General features: G+C 44.3%; 13 protein-coding genes. 1 reads left to right on the plus strand and 12 read right to left on the minus strand.

Features of this window, described 5'->3' with window-relative positions; translation table 11 throughout:
- Positions 1–9: 9 nt before the first annotated feature.
- From lipB to H562_RS0104000, 8 genes are all read right to left on the minus strand, one after another.
- Positions 10–732, minus strand: a complete 723-nt coding sequence (gene lipB / locus H562_RS0103960; protein WP_027376317.1) for a lipoyl(octanoyl) transferase LipB — start codon at positions 730–732, stop codon at positions 10–12.
- Between the two features lie 155 nt (positions 733–887).
- Positions 888–1,664 carry a tryptophan synthase subunit alpha gene (trpA, locus tag H562_RS0103970; protein ID WP_051190384.1) on the minus strand — a complete coding sequence of 259 codons (777 nt, stop codon included), beginning with the start codon at positions 1,662–1,664 and terminating at the stop codon, positions 888–890.
- A 128-nt stretch (positions 1,665–1,792) separates the two neighbouring features.
- On the minus strand, positions 1,793–2,989 hold the full coding sequence (gene trpB / locus H562_RS0103975) for a tryptophan synthase subunit beta (protein WP_027376319.1): 1,197 nt from the start codon (positions 2,987–2,989) through the stop codon (positions 1,793–1,795).
- Between the two features lie 127 nt (positions 2,990–3,116).
- Entirely contained in the window at positions 3,117–3,812 is a 696-nt protein-coding gene (locus H562_RS0103980; protein WP_034690626.1) for a phosphoribosylanthranilate isomerase, read from the minus strand.
- A gap of 92 nt (positions 3,813–3,904) precedes the next feature.
- Positions 3,905–4,702: an indole-3-glycerol phosphate synthase TrpC gene (gene trpC, locus H562_RS0103985; RefSeq protein WP_027376321.1), complete on the minus strand. Its 798-nt coding sequence runs from the start codon at positions 4,700–4,702 to the stop codon at positions 3,905–3,907.
- A gap of 1 nt (position 4,703) precedes the next feature.
- The gene (trpD, locus tag H562_RS0103990) at positions 4,704–5,687 is read right to left on the minus strand and encodes an anthranilate phosphoribosyltransferase (RefSeq protein WP_027376322.1); all 984 of its coding nucleotides are present in this window, start codon (positions 5,685–5,687) and stop codon (positions 4,704–4,706) included.
- Between the two features lie 138 nt (positions 5,688–5,825).
- A complete protein-coding gene (locus tag H562_RS0103995; RefSeq protein WP_027376323.1) occupies positions 5,826–6,395 on the minus strand; it encodes an anthranilate synthase component II in 570 nt (189 codons plus the stop codon).
- A gap of 10 nt (positions 6,396–6,405) precedes the next feature.
- The gene (locus H562_RS0104000) at positions 6,406–7,824 is read right to left on the minus strand and encodes an anthranilate synthase component I family protein (protein ID WP_027376324.1); all 1,419 of its coding nucleotides are present in this window, start codon (positions 7,822–7,824) and stop codon (positions 6,406–6,408) included.
- A 327-nt stretch (positions 7,825–8,151) separates the two neighbouring features.
- On the opposite strand from H562_RS0104000, the gene H562_RS14620 reads away from it, so the two are divergent.
- A complete protein-coding gene (locus H562_RS14620) occupies positions 8,152–8,340 on the plus strand; it encodes a hypothetical protein (RefSeq protein WP_034690630.1) in 189 nt (62 codons plus the stop codon).
- Between the two features lie 86 nt (positions 8,341–8,426).
- Here the strand turns inward: H562_RS14620 and H562_RS0104010 are convergent, their stop codons facing one another.
- From H562_RS0104010 to H562_RS0104025, 4 genes are read right to left on the minus strand one after another with little or no spacing between them, the layout of a single operon-like run.
- The gene (locus H562_RS0104010) at positions 8,427–9,545 is read right to left on the minus strand and encodes an efflux RND transporter periplasmic adaptor subunit (protein WP_027376325.1); all 1,119 of its coding nucleotides are present in this window, start codon (positions 9,543–9,545) and stop codon (positions 8,427–8,429) included.
- Between the two features lie 10 nt (positions 9,546–9,555).
- Positions 9,556–10,128 carry a cytochrome b/b6 domain-containing protein gene (locus H562_RS0104015; RefSeq protein ID WP_034690633.1) on the minus strand — a complete coding sequence of 191 codons (573 nt, stop codon included), beginning with the start codon at positions 10,126–10,128 and terminating at the stop codon, positions 9,556–9,558.
- 1 nt (position 10,129) lies between these two features.
- On the minus strand, positions 10,130–11,365 hold the full coding sequence (locus H562_RS15520; protein ID WP_034690636.1) for a TolC family protein: 1,236 nt from the start codon (positions 11,363–11,365) through the stop codon (positions 10,130–10,132).
- A gap of 50 nt (positions 11,366–11,415) precedes the next feature.
- Entirely contained in the window at positions 11,416–14,586 is a 3,171-nt protein-coding gene (locus H562_RS0104025) for an efflux RND transporter permease subunit (RefSeq protein WP_027376328.1), read from the minus strand.
- Positions 14,587–14,730 lie beyond the last annotated feature (144 nt).

The following is a 14,730-nucleotide window of genomic DNA, read 5'->3' on the forward strand; positions in this document are numbered from 1 at the left end:
CGCTAAAAGTTAAAAAATCTCCGCTTCAAATACTTCGCGGAAATGCTTCTTAACTTTTTCTTTGACTTCCGCAGTTTCCCGGTCGGTGAACTTGCGTTCAAGTTCGCGCTGAAGCGAAGTCACAGCTTTATCTTTGATCCCGCAGGGAATAATATACTCGAAATAGCGCAGATCGGTATTTACATTCAGCGCAAATCCGTGCATGGTTACCCATTTTGAGGTTTTCACACCCATGGCGCAGATCTTACGTGCGTAAGGTTTTCCCACATCCAGCCAAACACCGGTTTCGCCTTCGCTGCGCTCGCCGCGTAAATTATATTCTGCCAGAACGCGGATGATGACTTCCTCCAGATTCCGGAGGTACAGAAAAATGTCGGATTTGAAATTATCAAGATCCAGAACCGGGTATCCTACCAGCTGACCAAAACCGTGATACGTGATATCGCCGCCGCGGTTTGTTTTTACAAATGTCGCATTAATTTCCGCCAACTTTTTTTCGTTCGCGAGCATATTATCGTCGTGGCCGGATTTTCCGAGCGTGTACACGTGCGGATGTTCTACAAACAAAAGATAATTGGGCGTGAGTTCCGGGTTCCCGTCCGCGGAATTCCTGTTTCTCATTTTGAGCGCAATGATCTCATTCATCAGTTTCTCCTGATAAGAAAACGCTTCGGGGTAATCCATTAAACCAAGATCCTGAAAGTGAACGTTCCTGTTTTGCGTGTAAGTCATTTGTAATTAATGTTTTTTATCTAAAACTTTGTTGCTCTTCAGTCCTAAGGGTTTCTTTAATTTCCGGCGGTCGCCCCGGTTTTTTTTCAAAATCTTTAAGTGGACAAAAACAGTTATCATCATTTTGCTGGAACTGCAGCCCAAATTTACGATAATTAGTTTTTTATGCTGCGAATAAAATCGCCGGCTTTCTGCTGCCAGTCTTTATTTTCGAGAAGGATTTTTACGAAAGCCGTGCCGATGATCCCACCTGCAGCTTTTTCGGTCACACTCTCAAAATCTGTTCTGTCTTTGATCCCAAAACCGATAAAAACTGGATTTTTTAAACTGAGTGCTGAAAGCCTGTTTAAATAGTCCCCGTTTTTTACTTCCTTGTTATCATTGCCGGTTGTAGATGAACTTGAAACTGCGTATAAAAAACCGGAACTCAGGGAGTCGAGATATCGGATGCGTTCATCGGAAGTTTCCGGTGTAACGAGGAAGATGAAATTTAAACCGTAAGCGGCAAGTATCTGGCGGTAGCTTTTTTCATATTCCACCGGCGGAAGATCCGGAATGATCAAACCGGAAATGCCTGAGTCGCGACACTCGCTACAGAATTTTTCGAAGCCAAAACTGAGAACCGGATTGATGTAGCCCATAAGCACCAGCGGAATTTTAATTTCATCTTTCACCAGCTTTAACTGCGCAAAGAGTTTGGCCATCGTCATGCCGTTGGCAAGTGACCTTTCGTGGGCTTTCTGGATCACAGGTCCGTCAGCCACGGGATCTGAATACGGCATTCCGATCTCGATGAAATCTGCGCCGGAATTCTGAATGAGTTTCAGGATTTCTGCGGTGTCGCCCAAATTCGGAACTCCAGCCGTGAAATAAATGTTGAGTTTCTTTGTGTTTGGTCTGTGTATATTATCTGCCGAAATATTATTGTCCATAATTTATTATTAATGAATATTTTGTAAAATGCGGGCATTGCGACCCGACCTGAGTGGAGCTCTCCCGCGCCGCTTCAGGCGTGGGAAGCGGGAACGGAGGGCGGAAAAAGTCGCCCAAAAAATAGCTGCTATAAATCATCACTTTCAAGTACTGAAAGATAGGTTTCCATGTCTTTGTCGCCGCGCCCGCTCAGGCAAATCACCACAACATCGCTTTCTGCAAATTTTTTCTTCGCCAACACCGCCAGCGCATGTGCACTTTCCAGCGCGGGAATTATACCCTCGGCCGTTGTCAGTTCAAAAGCTGATCGCAGTGCTTCCTCATCGGTAATACTGTAAAACTCCGCCCTTTTCTGCATAAATAAATTGGCATGAAACGGCCCGATGCCGGGGTAATCCAGCCCAGCCGAAATCGAATGCGGCTCAATGACCTGGCCATCGCCTGTTTGCATGACAATACTTTTGCTGCCGTGTAAAACACCCAAAGTCCCAAGAAAAGTGGTGGCCGCCGACTTGCCGGAATCCACACCCAAACCACCGGCCTCGGCCGCAATAAGTTTTACCTCCTTCTCGTCGGCAAAATGATAGAACGCGCCCGCAGCATTGCTTCCGCCGCCCACGCAGGCAATTACATAATCCGGGTTTGGGCGGCCAATTTTTTCCTGCAGCTGACACCTGATCTCTTCGGAAATTATACTTTGAAAGCGCGCCACCAAATCGGGAAAAGGATGCGGCCCGACTACGCTGCCAATGATATAGTGTGTATCAGCAGCATTATTGATCCAGTCGCGCAAAGCTTCATTCACCGCGTCTTTCAGCGTGCGCGAGCCTGATGTGGCGGGAATTACGGTGGCGCCGAGCATCTGCATGCGCCCCACATTTGGGGCCTGCCTGGCAATATCGACTTCGCCCATGTAGATGATGCATTCCAAATTCATCAGCGCACAGGCTGTGGCAGTCGCTACGCCGTGCTGCCCTGCACCGGTCTCGGCGATGATCCGTTTCTTACCCAGTTTTTTGGCCAGTAAAACCTGCCCCAGCGCATTATTGATCTTGTGCGCGCCGGTGTGATTCAGGTCCTCGCGCTTTAAATAAATCTGCGCTCCATATTTTTTGCTCAAATTTTCGGCAAAATATAAGGGTGTTGCCCGGCCGACATAATTTGTAAGCAGTCCGCGAAACTCTTTCTGAAAACTTTCGGAATTGATGATATCTAAATATTTTACCTGCAATTCCTCCACGTTCGGAAACAGCATTTCCGGCACGAAAGCACCGCCAAAGTCACCGTAATAGCCTTTTTCGTCGGGGTTTTTGTATGTATTCATAATTTATTTTTAACTTCTGTAATGCATTTTTCTATCTCTTTTTTTTAAAAGCAGTGACCTCGCAATTTCAGGTGGTTCCGGGAACTGTTGCAAACTTTATTACGTTTTGTTTTCATGCAGATCAATTTTAACAAAGTTGCGAAAGCGCTGAGATGGCTCTTTTAAAGCTTTTTATTTTTTCGGTATCCTTGTCGCCGGGCTCAAATTCAAATCTGGAATTGATATCCAGAGCGAGAGGCAGTTTAAGTTTTGGCAAAGTTTCGTTTTCGCGCATATTAATTTTATATAAGTCCTGTAAACGCTCCAGGCTTTCAGGGGAAATCCCGCCGCTTAAAAAATACGGTTTCCTGATATCCAGTCCTTTCAAAACCTCCCAGTCGAAGGTCATTCCTGTGCCGCCAAAAGATTTGGAATCGGTATCGAAAAGGAAATAATCAACAGGTGAAAACAGATCATCCAATTTTTTTTGCAGGTCCGCGGTGCTTTCAGTGCCGATTCTTAGTGCTTTAATGATGCGGGTTTCAGGAGACAGTTCTTCTCTAAGGTCAGATATGAAAGCCGCGTTTTCATCACCGTGCAGCTGTATATAATTTAAGTCCGCTTTTTGTTCTGTGGCTACAATGTTTTCCAGTTCTTCGTTTACAAAAACACCGACTTTCCCGGGATGTTGAATCGCTTTTACTTCATTTAAAGTCAGTGAATTTAAAACGTAACGCGGCGATTTTTCGTAAAATATAAAACCCAGAAAATCCACCTCTCCACACAATTCCTGAATTTGGGGAAGCTTCGTTAGGCCACAAATTTTCAGTTTCAAATTTTCCATTGACAAATTTTTCTGAGATTTCTAAAATTTCCGCGGGATTTCTGTCCTGGTTCTGTTATCTTTTTTAGAACTGCCATTCCCGGTTTTTAAGTTTATACGCTTCGCCTCTTCAGACTGTCCTTTTTCAGCATGAAATCTTCGAATGCCATTCCCGGATTGTCGTTTTTCATGAAAAACTCACCCATTAAAAATCCGTCAAAACCTTTTTCTTTCAAATACTGATAATCCGAAATGCTGTTAATTCCACTTTCGGCAATTGTAATGACATCAGTTGGCAAAATATTTTTTAAATCCACGGAATGTTGCAGATCCACCTTGAAATCTTTGAGGTTCCGGTTGTTGATACCCACGAGATCAACTTTTCTATTAAAATGGTGCAGTTCATTCTCAGTATGGATCTCCAGCAATACCTCCAGTTCAAGTTCGTGGGCAAGATCTGTAAATTCCTGAACCTGCGCTGGCGAAAGACATGCCGCAATCAGCAAAACTACGTCGGCTCCCAACGCTTTGGCTTCATAGAACTGATATTCATCGATCATGAAATCTTTTCGTAGAACTGGAATCTGCACCGTTTTTCTTGCGGCCAAAATATCCCCGAAACTTCCGCCAAAAAAATCCCCGTCCGTGAGTACGGAAATACCGCTGGCACCGACTTTTTCATAAGATTGTGATACATCTACAATAGTAACCTTGTCATTAATAATACCCTTGGAAGGTGATTTTCTTTTAAACTCCGCAATAATTCCGCTGCCTTCCCTAACCGACTTTTTTAATGATAAGGTTCCGCGCGTGAAAAACTCTGAATCCTTTAATTCTTCCTTCGACTGTACTATTTTTGCAGTCTCCACCTCTGCTTTTTTACGTGCAGTGATTTGTTCTAAAATATTCATACTAAGCTGTGATAAGTTTTAAACTGGTCAGCGCTTTGCCGCTTTCCAGGCTTTCTTTCGCCCGGTCCAGACATGCTGCATAATTCCCGAATTTCGCGGTGTTCTCCAGTGCTTTTGCTGCGTTGGCGAGGACAACTGCATTTTGCGGTTCGGTTCCGTTTCCTTTCAGAATATTCAGAAAAATTTCAGCACTTTCGGTTTTCGTTTTCCCACCGGAGAGACTTTCAGCAACGACATTTTTAAAGCCCAGCTCCTGTGCCGAGTAAATCTGCTCACCGGTTTTGGTAAATATCTTGGTATCGCCGGTGAGTGAAATTTCATCATACCCATCTAAACCATGCACAAGCATGAAGTTGCCACTCTGTTTCTGCAGCAAATACTGATAAATTCTGGCGATCTCCGGGTTATAGACGCCAATCATCGGAAACTCAGCTCGGGCGGGATTCACCAGCGGTCCCAAAACATTAAAAAATGTACGAAGTCCCAAACCTTTTCTGAGCGGCGCCACCGCCTTAAGAGCCGGATGAAAAAGTGGTGCGTGCAGAAAACAGATGTTCGCAGTTTCCAGTTCCGCCCGTAACTCTTCCTCACAGTTTTTAAAACGATAGCCCAGTTCCTCCAAAACATTTGAAGATCCCGAAATCGCCGTAACACCGTAGTTGCCGTGTTTCGCTACCTTTTGTCCCGCTCCCGCCACTATAAAAGCAGAAAGCGTGGAGATATTGAATGTATTTTTCCCGTCGCCGCCCGTTCCCACGATGTCTACCAGACCGCTGCCCAAATCTATAGGTTTTGCCAGCTGCAGAAGCGCGTTCCGGAAACCTTCAAGTTCGTCCAGCGTGATGGTACGCATCAGAAATACGGTAACAAACGAGGTGACCTCATTTTCATTGAATTTATTCTGTGCGATCTCCATCAGGATCGCTTTCGCCTCCACTTTCATCAGCGTATTGTGATTAAATAAATATTGTAAGATCTCTTTCATTTTAATTATTTTTTGGGCAAGCCCCTCGCCGAAGCTTTTCCCGCATCCCGGGTCGGGCTCTTCGCTGCAATCTTTTGCTCGTTCCTCACAAAAGGATTTCCACTGCGATCCCTCTTGCAGACTCCGCGGGCAGACAATTCAGTTTTTTATAAAATTTTTTATGATTTCGAAACCGTTGGGCGTCAGAATACTTTCGGGGTGAAACTGTACAGCATGCAGATCATATTTCCGGTGCTGCAAAGCCATGATCATTCCGTCCCTGTCTGTCGCGGTGATTTCCAGCTCGGCAGGAAATGTTTCCGGATCCACCGCCCAGGAATGGTAACGTCCCGCGGCGAAGGTCTGTGGCAGGTCCTTGAAAAGCTTCGTACCTTCTGCAGTGATCTCCACATCGGTTGCCACACCATGAAAGATTTCCGACAGATTAATTAAACTGCCACCGAAAGCCTGCGCAATGGCCTGCTGTCCCAGACAAACCCCAAAAATCGACTTTACGGGCGCGTATTTCTTTATGACTTCGAGCAAAATACCCGCCTCTTCCGGGATTCCAGGTCCGGGCGACAAAATGATCTTGTCATATTCTTCAATTTCTGCCAGAGCGATCTGATCATTCCGGAACACATCTACTTTTTTGCCGGCAATTTTTTCAGTCATCTGCACGAGATTGTACGTGAAACTGTCGTAATTATCAAATACCAGTATTTTCATTTTGTTCTTATTAAAGGGATTCAGCCTTTTTTACAGCGGTTTTTAAGGCGTTCAGTTTATGGTTCACTTCCTGAAGTTCATTCTGGGCAGCGGATTTCGCCACGATTCCTGCGCCGGCCTGGGAATAGAGCGTATTGTTTTTAGAAAGAAAAGTGCGGATCATGATCGCGAGATTGCAGCTGCCATCGAAACCGACAAAGCCAATACAGCCACCATAAAAACCGCGCGAGGTTTTTTCATATGAATCGATAAGTTCCATCGCCTTATATTTTGGCGCACCGCTTAAAGTTCCCTGTGGGAAAGTGGTTGCGATCATTTCATACGGATTCTGATCATCCAGAACTTCGGCAGTAACTTCCGAGACCATGTGAATGACGTGGGAGAAAAACTGGATTTCCTTCAATTTCGAGACTTCGGTATTTTTTCCTAAAACACTGAGATCGTTGCGCGCCAGGTCTACGAGCATCGTATGTTCTGCATTTTCCTTTGCATCTTTTTTTAAGGCTTCTGCAGATTTCAGATCATCTTCAAGATTTCCCGTTCGTTTAAATGTGCCGGCAATCGGGTGAATCACCGCCTGCCGGTCTTTAATGATCAGCTGACTTTCGGGGCTGGAACCCATTAACTTATAATCACCATAATCAAAATAAAAAAGATATGGCGAAGGGTTGATATTCCGCAATGCGCGGTATACATTGAATTCATCACCTTTAAATTTCTGTTCAAAACGGCGGCTCAGTACCAACTGAAACACATCGCCGCGGAAACAGTGTTTTTTGGCGAGCTCTACAAGGTTGGTATATTCACTGTCGGTGAGACTGGAAAGTTCGTCGCCCACAGTTTCAAAAGGAAAAACCGGTGCATTTTTTTGCTGAATGATGTTTTCCAGTGTGAGCATTTCCGATTTCAGACCGTTGATCTTATTTTCGAGTAGGAACATTTCATCGTTGTGGTGATTGATGGCGATCACATACTGATAAAGACGGTAGCGCAAAAGTGGGATTTTATTCTCGGGCGAAAGCTCTTTAAATTTAATGTCTTCGAAAAAAGGGACGGCATCATAGGAAGTATATCCAAAAAATCCCTGCGCCATTTTTCCGATTTCTAATGTCGGTTCCGCGCACTGGAAAGATTTTGAGAAATTCTGCAGCAGATCGGTCAGCTTTTCATTTTCAATGCTGATCTTCTTCGGACTTTCGAGCGGGAATTTTATTTCGGCCTCGGTGTAATCCGTCACTTCTATCCCCGCAATGGCATTCACTGCGATGAACGAAAAGTTATTACCGGCATTCTGATTTCCGGCGCTTTCGAGCAAAATGGTGTCGCGAAACTGATCCCGAAGCCGCAGGTAAATTCCTACAGGCGTGAACAGATCGCTCATCACAGTTTTTATGCTGGTACGTAAAGGGGTAACCGTATCGAAATTCATTTTATTTTTCAGGTATTTGTTGTGGTTGTGAGGGCAGGATAAATTTTAAGCATAAAAAAAAGACTTCAACGGGTCCCGTCAAAGTCTTTTATATGTTATTACAAACAGAATACAAGATTTGCTTCAGACCTTAAAAAAGTTTGAATGCCACCACCAAGTATTGTTTGTTCTACTGTTCATCGCAGCAAATATAGAAATGTTTTTTAAATTAGAAAAATATTTTCAGTTTAATTAGCATGAAGCTGTAATTCAAAAAAACTATTATTTTTTCTTAAATGTTTGATACAACAGCAAAAATAATATATTTTTGCACGAAATAATTAAAACATGAAAAAAGTATTAGCAATCGCCTTCATCGGTGGATTAATTTTGGCAAGCTGCGCAAAAAAAGAAGTAAGTAACGACGTAGATACAGTAGTTGCTGATTCGTCTGCAGTAATGACTCAGGACAGCGCAATGGTTGATTCCGCTGCAGTTGTAGCGCCTGTTGCAACAGATTCTACAATGGTTAAATAATCATTGGGAATACAAAAACTTAAAGGCAGTCAGATTTCTGACTGCTTTTTTTATGTCATTTTTTATATGACAAGTCCACAATACCACTAATCTTCCACATTCTTAAGTGCCATCAATAACTGATAAGCACCTTTGGTTACAAATTTTCTGCTTTTATCATTTATGTTGAGGAGTTGGGTACATCCGTTTTCGGCATTACCGATTTCAACCTGGAACATTCGGAAGACCTTCGGTTTTACTTCTTCGAAAACATATTGCTTTTCCTCCCAGGTGACCACCGCATCATCCGGGATCACGGTTCCGACTTCAGGATCCGCCTCCACTTCAGCATTCATAAACGTGCCGGGAATCAGTGCAGTCGCCTCAACGACGAAATGGCAATGGACCAGAACGCTGTGGTCCGGCGCAAAATCCTTTCCGATTAGGAAAACACGCGCTTCATATTTCTTTTCGGGATCTTGGTTGGTGAATGCAAAAACCTTCTGACCTGCAGATATGCGGCTTAGGTCTTTTTCAAAAACTTTCAACGCCAGATGAAGGTCTTCCGTATTCACAATATCGAACATTTTTTCTACGGGCGACACGAACTGCCCAATATTTACATTCACGCTGGAAATATATCCTGATATCGGTGCTGTAACAGCAAAAGTGCGCCTGATATTATTCGGACTTAGCGTTAATGGATTAATGCCGACCGCTGCAAGTTTCTGCGCTGTACTTTTGAGCAGGATATTCTGGTTTTGCGCTTCGTTTAGTGATTTCTGCGTGACTTTGTCGGAACTCGCTTTATTCTCATTCAGTTCTTTCTGGCGCAGATAATCCTGCTGCGCATATTGCAGATTGGATTTATACAGCAGATAATCCTGCTGCAGCTCTACAAGCTCCGGATTTTCCAGCTGTGCCAGGACCTGGCCTTTCTTTACGTAATTTCCCGGCATAAATCTGGAAACGCGTACATAGCCACCGCTTGGAGCAGACACGCTCGCCATTGCCTGCGGTGGTACATCGACCTGACCGGTTAGGGTGATCTTATGCGCAATATCCAGGTTTCCCAAAACACTGCTTTCGATTCCCGAATTTTTTATCTGAACATCGGTGAGCGTAACCTGGTCTCCGGAAACTGTCGGCGGAATCTCTTCGGCTGTTTCCTTGGTGGAACAGGAGAAACTCAGCAGGCTTAGGAGGATCAAAAAAACTTTTTTCATATTTAAAAAATTATTCGGAATCTCCACCGATCATTTTGGAGGAGATGCCTTTCCTGTTAATACTTTCCGAGATCGCAATGCCTGCAAAATGGACTAAAATAAAAAGTGGTGCCCAATAAACCGCCAGTTTATGAGTGGTTTCGGCAATTCCACTGAGCGAATCTGGACCGATATCAAATTTTAAAATCCCGCCGGTAACGATCTGCAGGGCAACGAAAGCATAAAACAGAACATAGGTCATTCCCTGAAAACGGTCGTTCATGGTCACATTTTTCGAAAAAGGATTGGGAAATTCAATCCCTTTCATGAGCATATAAATAATCCGCACAACAAACGCAAAAGTGATCAGATAGGCTGCGTAAATATGCCACTGAAACATGGGATCCTGCAGGGAATGCGCAATGGTCCGCAAACTGTCCCTGTTCAGATTTAGATTTTGTATCTGCGGATCTTTCGTTACCGCAGCGGTTATGGATGCTTTGCTCATCCAGAAAATGCGCAGAAAACCCGTGGTGAATAATACCAGTATGGCGAAAGCAGATATCCAGTGGAGTAAGCGGTGAAGTGCTGTAAATTTTTTCATTTTAATTTGTTTTTAAAGAAGAATCTGTTAAGTGGTTAAGTTCGATGACTTTTTCGTTAAGGGCTTTCTGTGCGTCGATGAATCTGTTCTGAATGTCAAGACTCTGACTGACGAGTATCGACCATTCCAAATAGTTGATCTCGCCTTCCGAATACAGCCGGTCAGCTGTTTTCAGGATGGTTTCGGCATTTTTTAAACCTTCGGTTTTATAATAGTCGGTTTCATTTTTTAATTTTTCAAAAGCGCTGAATGAAACTTGATATTGGTTTTTAAGGATCTTGTAAGCAACTTCATAATTGTTTTCTGCAATGAGAATAATGATCTTCTGGCCCTCCATTACCGATTTCTGTGCGCCATTAAAAAAAGGAATTCCGACACCGATCATACCCGAATGAAATCTCGCAGACCGACCGTAAAAGTGATTGTCTGCGCCGTTGCCAAACATACTGGCATTATTATACGTGAGACTTATTGTCGGCAGAAGTTTAGATTTTTCAGCATTCAGTTTGGCCTTTTCTATATTTTTCTGCTCTTCCAAATGTTGAAGCGGTATTGATCCGCAACCGGAAAATTGACTTTCATCCGGAAAGGAGTGATAGAATCCAGAGGGTTGAATGTCATACGCAACCTCATCGTTAAGCAGGTAATTAAACTGATAAAGGCTGATCTCGCGGTCTTTCTTTAAATTTTCCAGCTGGATCCGCGCCTGACTTCTGTAATTTTCGGCAGTTGTTTTTTCCAGAATGTTGCTCTCCCCTTTTTTCAGCCGAAGAGCTGCCCGCCGGTAATAATTAACATAAAGCGAATCCGCTTTCAACAATAGTTTTTCCTTTTCGGACTGATAGTTCAGTTCGTTGTAGAGCAGTGCAATTTCCCGCTTTAACTGCCATTTCTGAACTTCCAGCGAGAGAACTGCATTTTTCTGCTGCGCGGCCAAAACCTTTTGCTGGCTTTTGTAAAAACCGGGCATTCTTAGCGTTTGCTCCACCGAAAATTTATTATCGGTGTATGCTGAACTGATCTGACCCACCTCGCCGGAAATTCGCAATGGATCGATAACGGCATAGGATCCTTTGATCCTGTCCTGATAGTCGATATGCAGTTTTCCTGTCTTCAGGTCCAGATTGTTCTCGAGCGCCTTTTTATACGCGTTTTCCAGGGAGATGGGCGTTTGCGCATCAATTACCGGAGAAATGAATATAAAAAATGTGGCGGCTATCGTTATAAATTGTTCCATTTTTCTGATTTTAATTTTTTGGAGTTATACGTTTTAAGAAAACTGTGATGTCAGATTTTATATCCATCTTCGTCTTCACTTACGATCTCGATTTTTTTTCGTCGGTCCGGGAAGTTATTCTCAAACCAGATGTACATCAACGGTAATAAATAAAGTGTTAAAAAAGTAGCCAGCAGTAAACCGCCGATCACCACCGTTGCGAGTGGCCGCTGAACTTCTGCACCTTCGCCGGTGCTGAGCGCCATTGGCAAAAAACCAAGCGATGCGACCAGCGCGGTCATCAGCACAGGTCTTAAGCGCGTACGTCCGCCGGTTTTCACAGCTTCTTTCAGATCCGCGTGATTTAACCGCTGTTGGTTGAACTCAGCGATAAGAACAATTCCGTTTAAAACCGCGACACCGAAAAGGGCGATAAATCCGACACCTGCCGAAATACTGAAATTCATGTCGCGAAGCCATAAAGAAAGGATGCCGCCGATGGCTGAAAGCGGGATTGCAGAGAATATGAGCAGGCCATATTTAATGGAATTAAATGCGAAATACAACATCAGCAAAATGAGAAGTAAACTGATCGGCACAGCGATCATCAGGCGGGATTTGGCCTGCTGAAGATTCTCAAAAGTTCCACCGTAGGTCACTGAATATCCGGGCGGCAGTTTAAAATCGCTTTCCACTTTTTGCTGCAGATCCTTAACAGTCGACTGTATATCGCGGTTTCTGACATTGAAGCCCACAATAATTCTGCGCTGCGCATTTTCCCGCTGAATCTGGTTCACACTTTCCTTCAAAGCAACAGTGGCCACCGTACTTAGCGGGATCTCAGTTCCGCCGGGCGTGGCTATCAGAAGGTGGTTGACATCCTCTACATTTTTACGCTGTTCCCCGTCAAGACGGACTACAAGATCAAATTTTTTCTCGCCCTCAAAAACAGAACCTGTGTACTGGCCGGCAAATGCCGTGTTGACCACGCCGTTCAGATGATCAACGTTTAAACCATACTGCGACAATGCTTCCCGGTGATAGGTGATGACAATCTGGGGCATTCCTGAGATGGGTTCGACGTAAATATTTTGCGCGCCGTTGATCTTCTTGGCAATGTCGCCCAGTTTTTCAGCGTACACTTTCAGAGTGTCCAGGTTTTCACCAAAGATCTTACAAACCACATCCTGTCGCGCGCCGGTCATCAGTTCATTAAAACGCATCGCCACAGGATACTGAAAAGAATACGTGACGCCAATTAAATTTTTCCTGAGTTCCGCAGACATTTTTGCAGAGAGTTCATCGTAGGTTTTGGCAGAAGTCCACTCTTTCCGTGGTTTTAAAATGATCATGATATCGCTGGCATCGATCGGCATAGGATCAGTAGGTATTTCGCTGCTGCCGGTCTTGCCGACGATCTTCTCGATCTCCGGAAACTTTTTCAACAGTATCTTCTGCGAACGCAAAACAGCATCGGTCGAAGTTTTAAGGTTGCTACCCGGCAGCACCCTTGTGTCCACCGCAAAATCACCTTCAGGCAAAGAGGGTATAAATTCGCCACCCAGCCTCAACATCACGATCACCGAAATGATGAACAAACCGACGACACTAAAAAAGACCATATTGGGAATGCGTACAACCAAATTTAATGTCCGGTGGTAAAAGCGTTCGAGTACACCCATCATTTTATCTGAGAAGGTTTTTTTGACCTCTACTTTTTTAGATAAGAAAAGGGAGCTCATCATCGGGATGTATGTCAGCGAAAGGATAAATGCACCGATCAGCGCAAAGATCACGGTTTGCGCCATCGGTCTGAACATCTTACCTTCAATTCCCTGCAAACTTAAAACAGGCAGATAAACGATAAGTATGATGATCTGGCCAAAGACCGCGGAATTCATCATTTTAGATGACGAAGTGTAGACTTCGCGGTCCATCATTTCCTGCGATATCTTTTGATCCCGAAAATGAGTAACATGCCTGAAGCGGTGCAGCACAGCTTCGACGATAATCACAGCGCCATCAACAATAAGTCCAAAATCCAGCGCTCCCAGACTCATCAAATTACCGGAAACGCCGAAAATATTCATCATTATTACGGCGAAGAGCATTGAAAGCGGAATCACAGAGGCCACCAGGAAACCCGCGCGCAAATTACCGAGAAACAGAACCAGAATAAAAACCACGATAAGAGCGCCTTCTGTCAGGTTTTTACTGACTGTACTTATCGCGTTATTGACCATCTTGGTGCGGTCGAGAAAAGCTTCGATCTTCACGCCCTCGGGAAGTGTTTTCTGGATTTCCGCAATTTTGGCTTTTACATTCTTAATGACTTCGTTGGAATTGGCACCTTTCATCATCATGACCACTGCACCGGCAACTTCGCCTTCGCCGTTATAAGTCATGGCTCCATAGCGAATCGCCGTTCCGTACTGAACTTTCCCTATGTTTTTAATGAGGACAGGAGTGCCGTCGGGCAGGTTCTTGACGACCGTATTCTCAATGTCGGAGATCTTGTTCATCAGTCCTTCAGTGCGGATAAACAGAACACTTGGACCTTTTTCGATATACGCTCCGCCGGTATTCTGGTTGTTTTTCTGGAGCACATCCAAAACTTCGCTGATCGTAACGCCCATTGATTTTAAAACCGCCGGATTGATGGCGACTTCGTATTGTTTCAGATAGCCACCAAAACTCGCCACGTCGGCAACACCGGGAGTTCCCAGTAACTGCCGGCGCACGATCCAGTCCTGAATTGTCCGGAGCTGCATGGGATCATAACGGTGTTCGTATCCTTTTTTGGGGCGCACCACATATTGGTAAATTTCGCCCAAACCTGTAGAGATCGGTGCCATTTGCGGCACACCTAAACTCGTGGGAATGTCTTTTGACACCTGCTGTAAACGTTCCGCGACCTGCTGACGCGCCAGGTACAGGTCGATCTGATCATCGAAAACGATGGTGATGACCGACAGTCCGAAGCGCGAAAAACTCCGCATTTCCTTTATTCCCTGAATGTTGTAATTGGTTTGCTCCAGCGGAAAGGTAATGAAACGCTCCACATCCGGTGCGCCCAAACTGGGCGAAACAGTAATGATCTGCACCTGATTGTCGGTAATATCCGGCACAGCGTCAATGGGCAGCTTTCTAAGTTCGAACAGGCCATAAACGATCAACCCCAGCGTCATTAAAATAATGATGAGTTTGTTTTTTATGGAAAATTCTATTATTTTATTTAACATCTTAATTTTTAAATAGTTTGGTAAACCCGTAAAGTTGAAACGCCGTTTTTTTGAACGTGTATATTTCCAACGTTTGCCAGGAATTTCCTGGTGCGAAAATCCCGTAGAATATAATACCTTTTATTAAAAGAAACCGTTGCAACC

It is taken from the genome of Kaistella palustris DSM 21579 (assembly GCF_000422265.1).
GTDB lineage: Bacteria > Bacteroidota > Bacteroidia > Flavobacteriales > Weeksellaceae > Kaistella > Kaistella palustris.

Excerpts from the sequence above, each read along its gene's own strand:
- lipB (WP_027376317.1), bottom strand. The coding sequence starts at position 732 with ATGACTTACACGCAAAACAGGAACGTTCACTTTCAGGATCTTGGTTTA.
- trpA (WP_051190384.1), bottom strand. The coding sequence starts at position 1,664 with ATGGACAATAATATTTCGGCAGATAATATACACAGACCAAACACAAAG.
- trpB (WP_027376319.1), bottom strand. The coding sequence starts at position 2,989 with ATGAATACATACAAAAACCCCGACGAAAAAGGCTATTACGGTGACTTT.
- H562_RS0103980 (WP_034690626.1), bottom strand. The coding sequence starts at position 3,812 with ATGGAAAATTTGAAACTGAAAATTTGTGGCCTAACGAAGCTTCCCCAA.
- trpC (WP_027376321.1), bottom strand. The coding sequence starts at position 4,702 with ATGAATATTTTAGAACAAATCACTGCACGTAAAAAAGCAGAGGTGGAG.
- trpD (WP_027376322.1), bottom strand. The coding sequence starts at position 5,687 with ATGAAAGAGATCTTACAATATTTATTTAATCACAATACGCTGATGAAA.
- H562_RS0103995 (WP_027376323.1), bottom strand. The coding sequence starts at position 6,395 with ATGAAAATACTGGTATTTGATAATTACGACAGTTTCACGTACAATCTC.
- H562_RS0104000 (WP_027376324.1), bottom strand. The coding sequence starts at position 7,824 with ATGAATTTCGATACGGTTACCCCTTTACGTACCAGCATAAAAACTGTG.
- H562_RS14620 (WP_034690630.1), top strand. The coding sequence starts at position 8,152 with ATGAAAAAAGTATTAGCAATCGCCTTCATCGGTGGATTAATTTTGGCA.
- H562_RS0104010 (WP_027376325.1), bottom strand. The coding sequence starts at position 9,545 with ATGAAAAAAGTTTTTTTGATCCTCCTAAGCCTGCTGAGTTTCTCCTGT.
- H562_RS0104015 (WP_034690633.1), bottom strand. The coding sequence starts at position 10,128 with ATGAAAAAATTTACAGCACTTCACCGCTTACTCCACTGGATATCTGCT.
- H562_RS15520 (WP_034690636.1), bottom strand. The coding sequence starts at position 11,365 with ATGGAACAATTTATAACGATAGCCGCCACATTTTTTATATTCATTTCT.
- H562_RS0104025 (WP_027376328.1), bottom strand. The coding sequence starts at position 14,586 with ATGTTAAATAAAATAATAGAATTTTCCATAAAAAACAAACTCATCATT.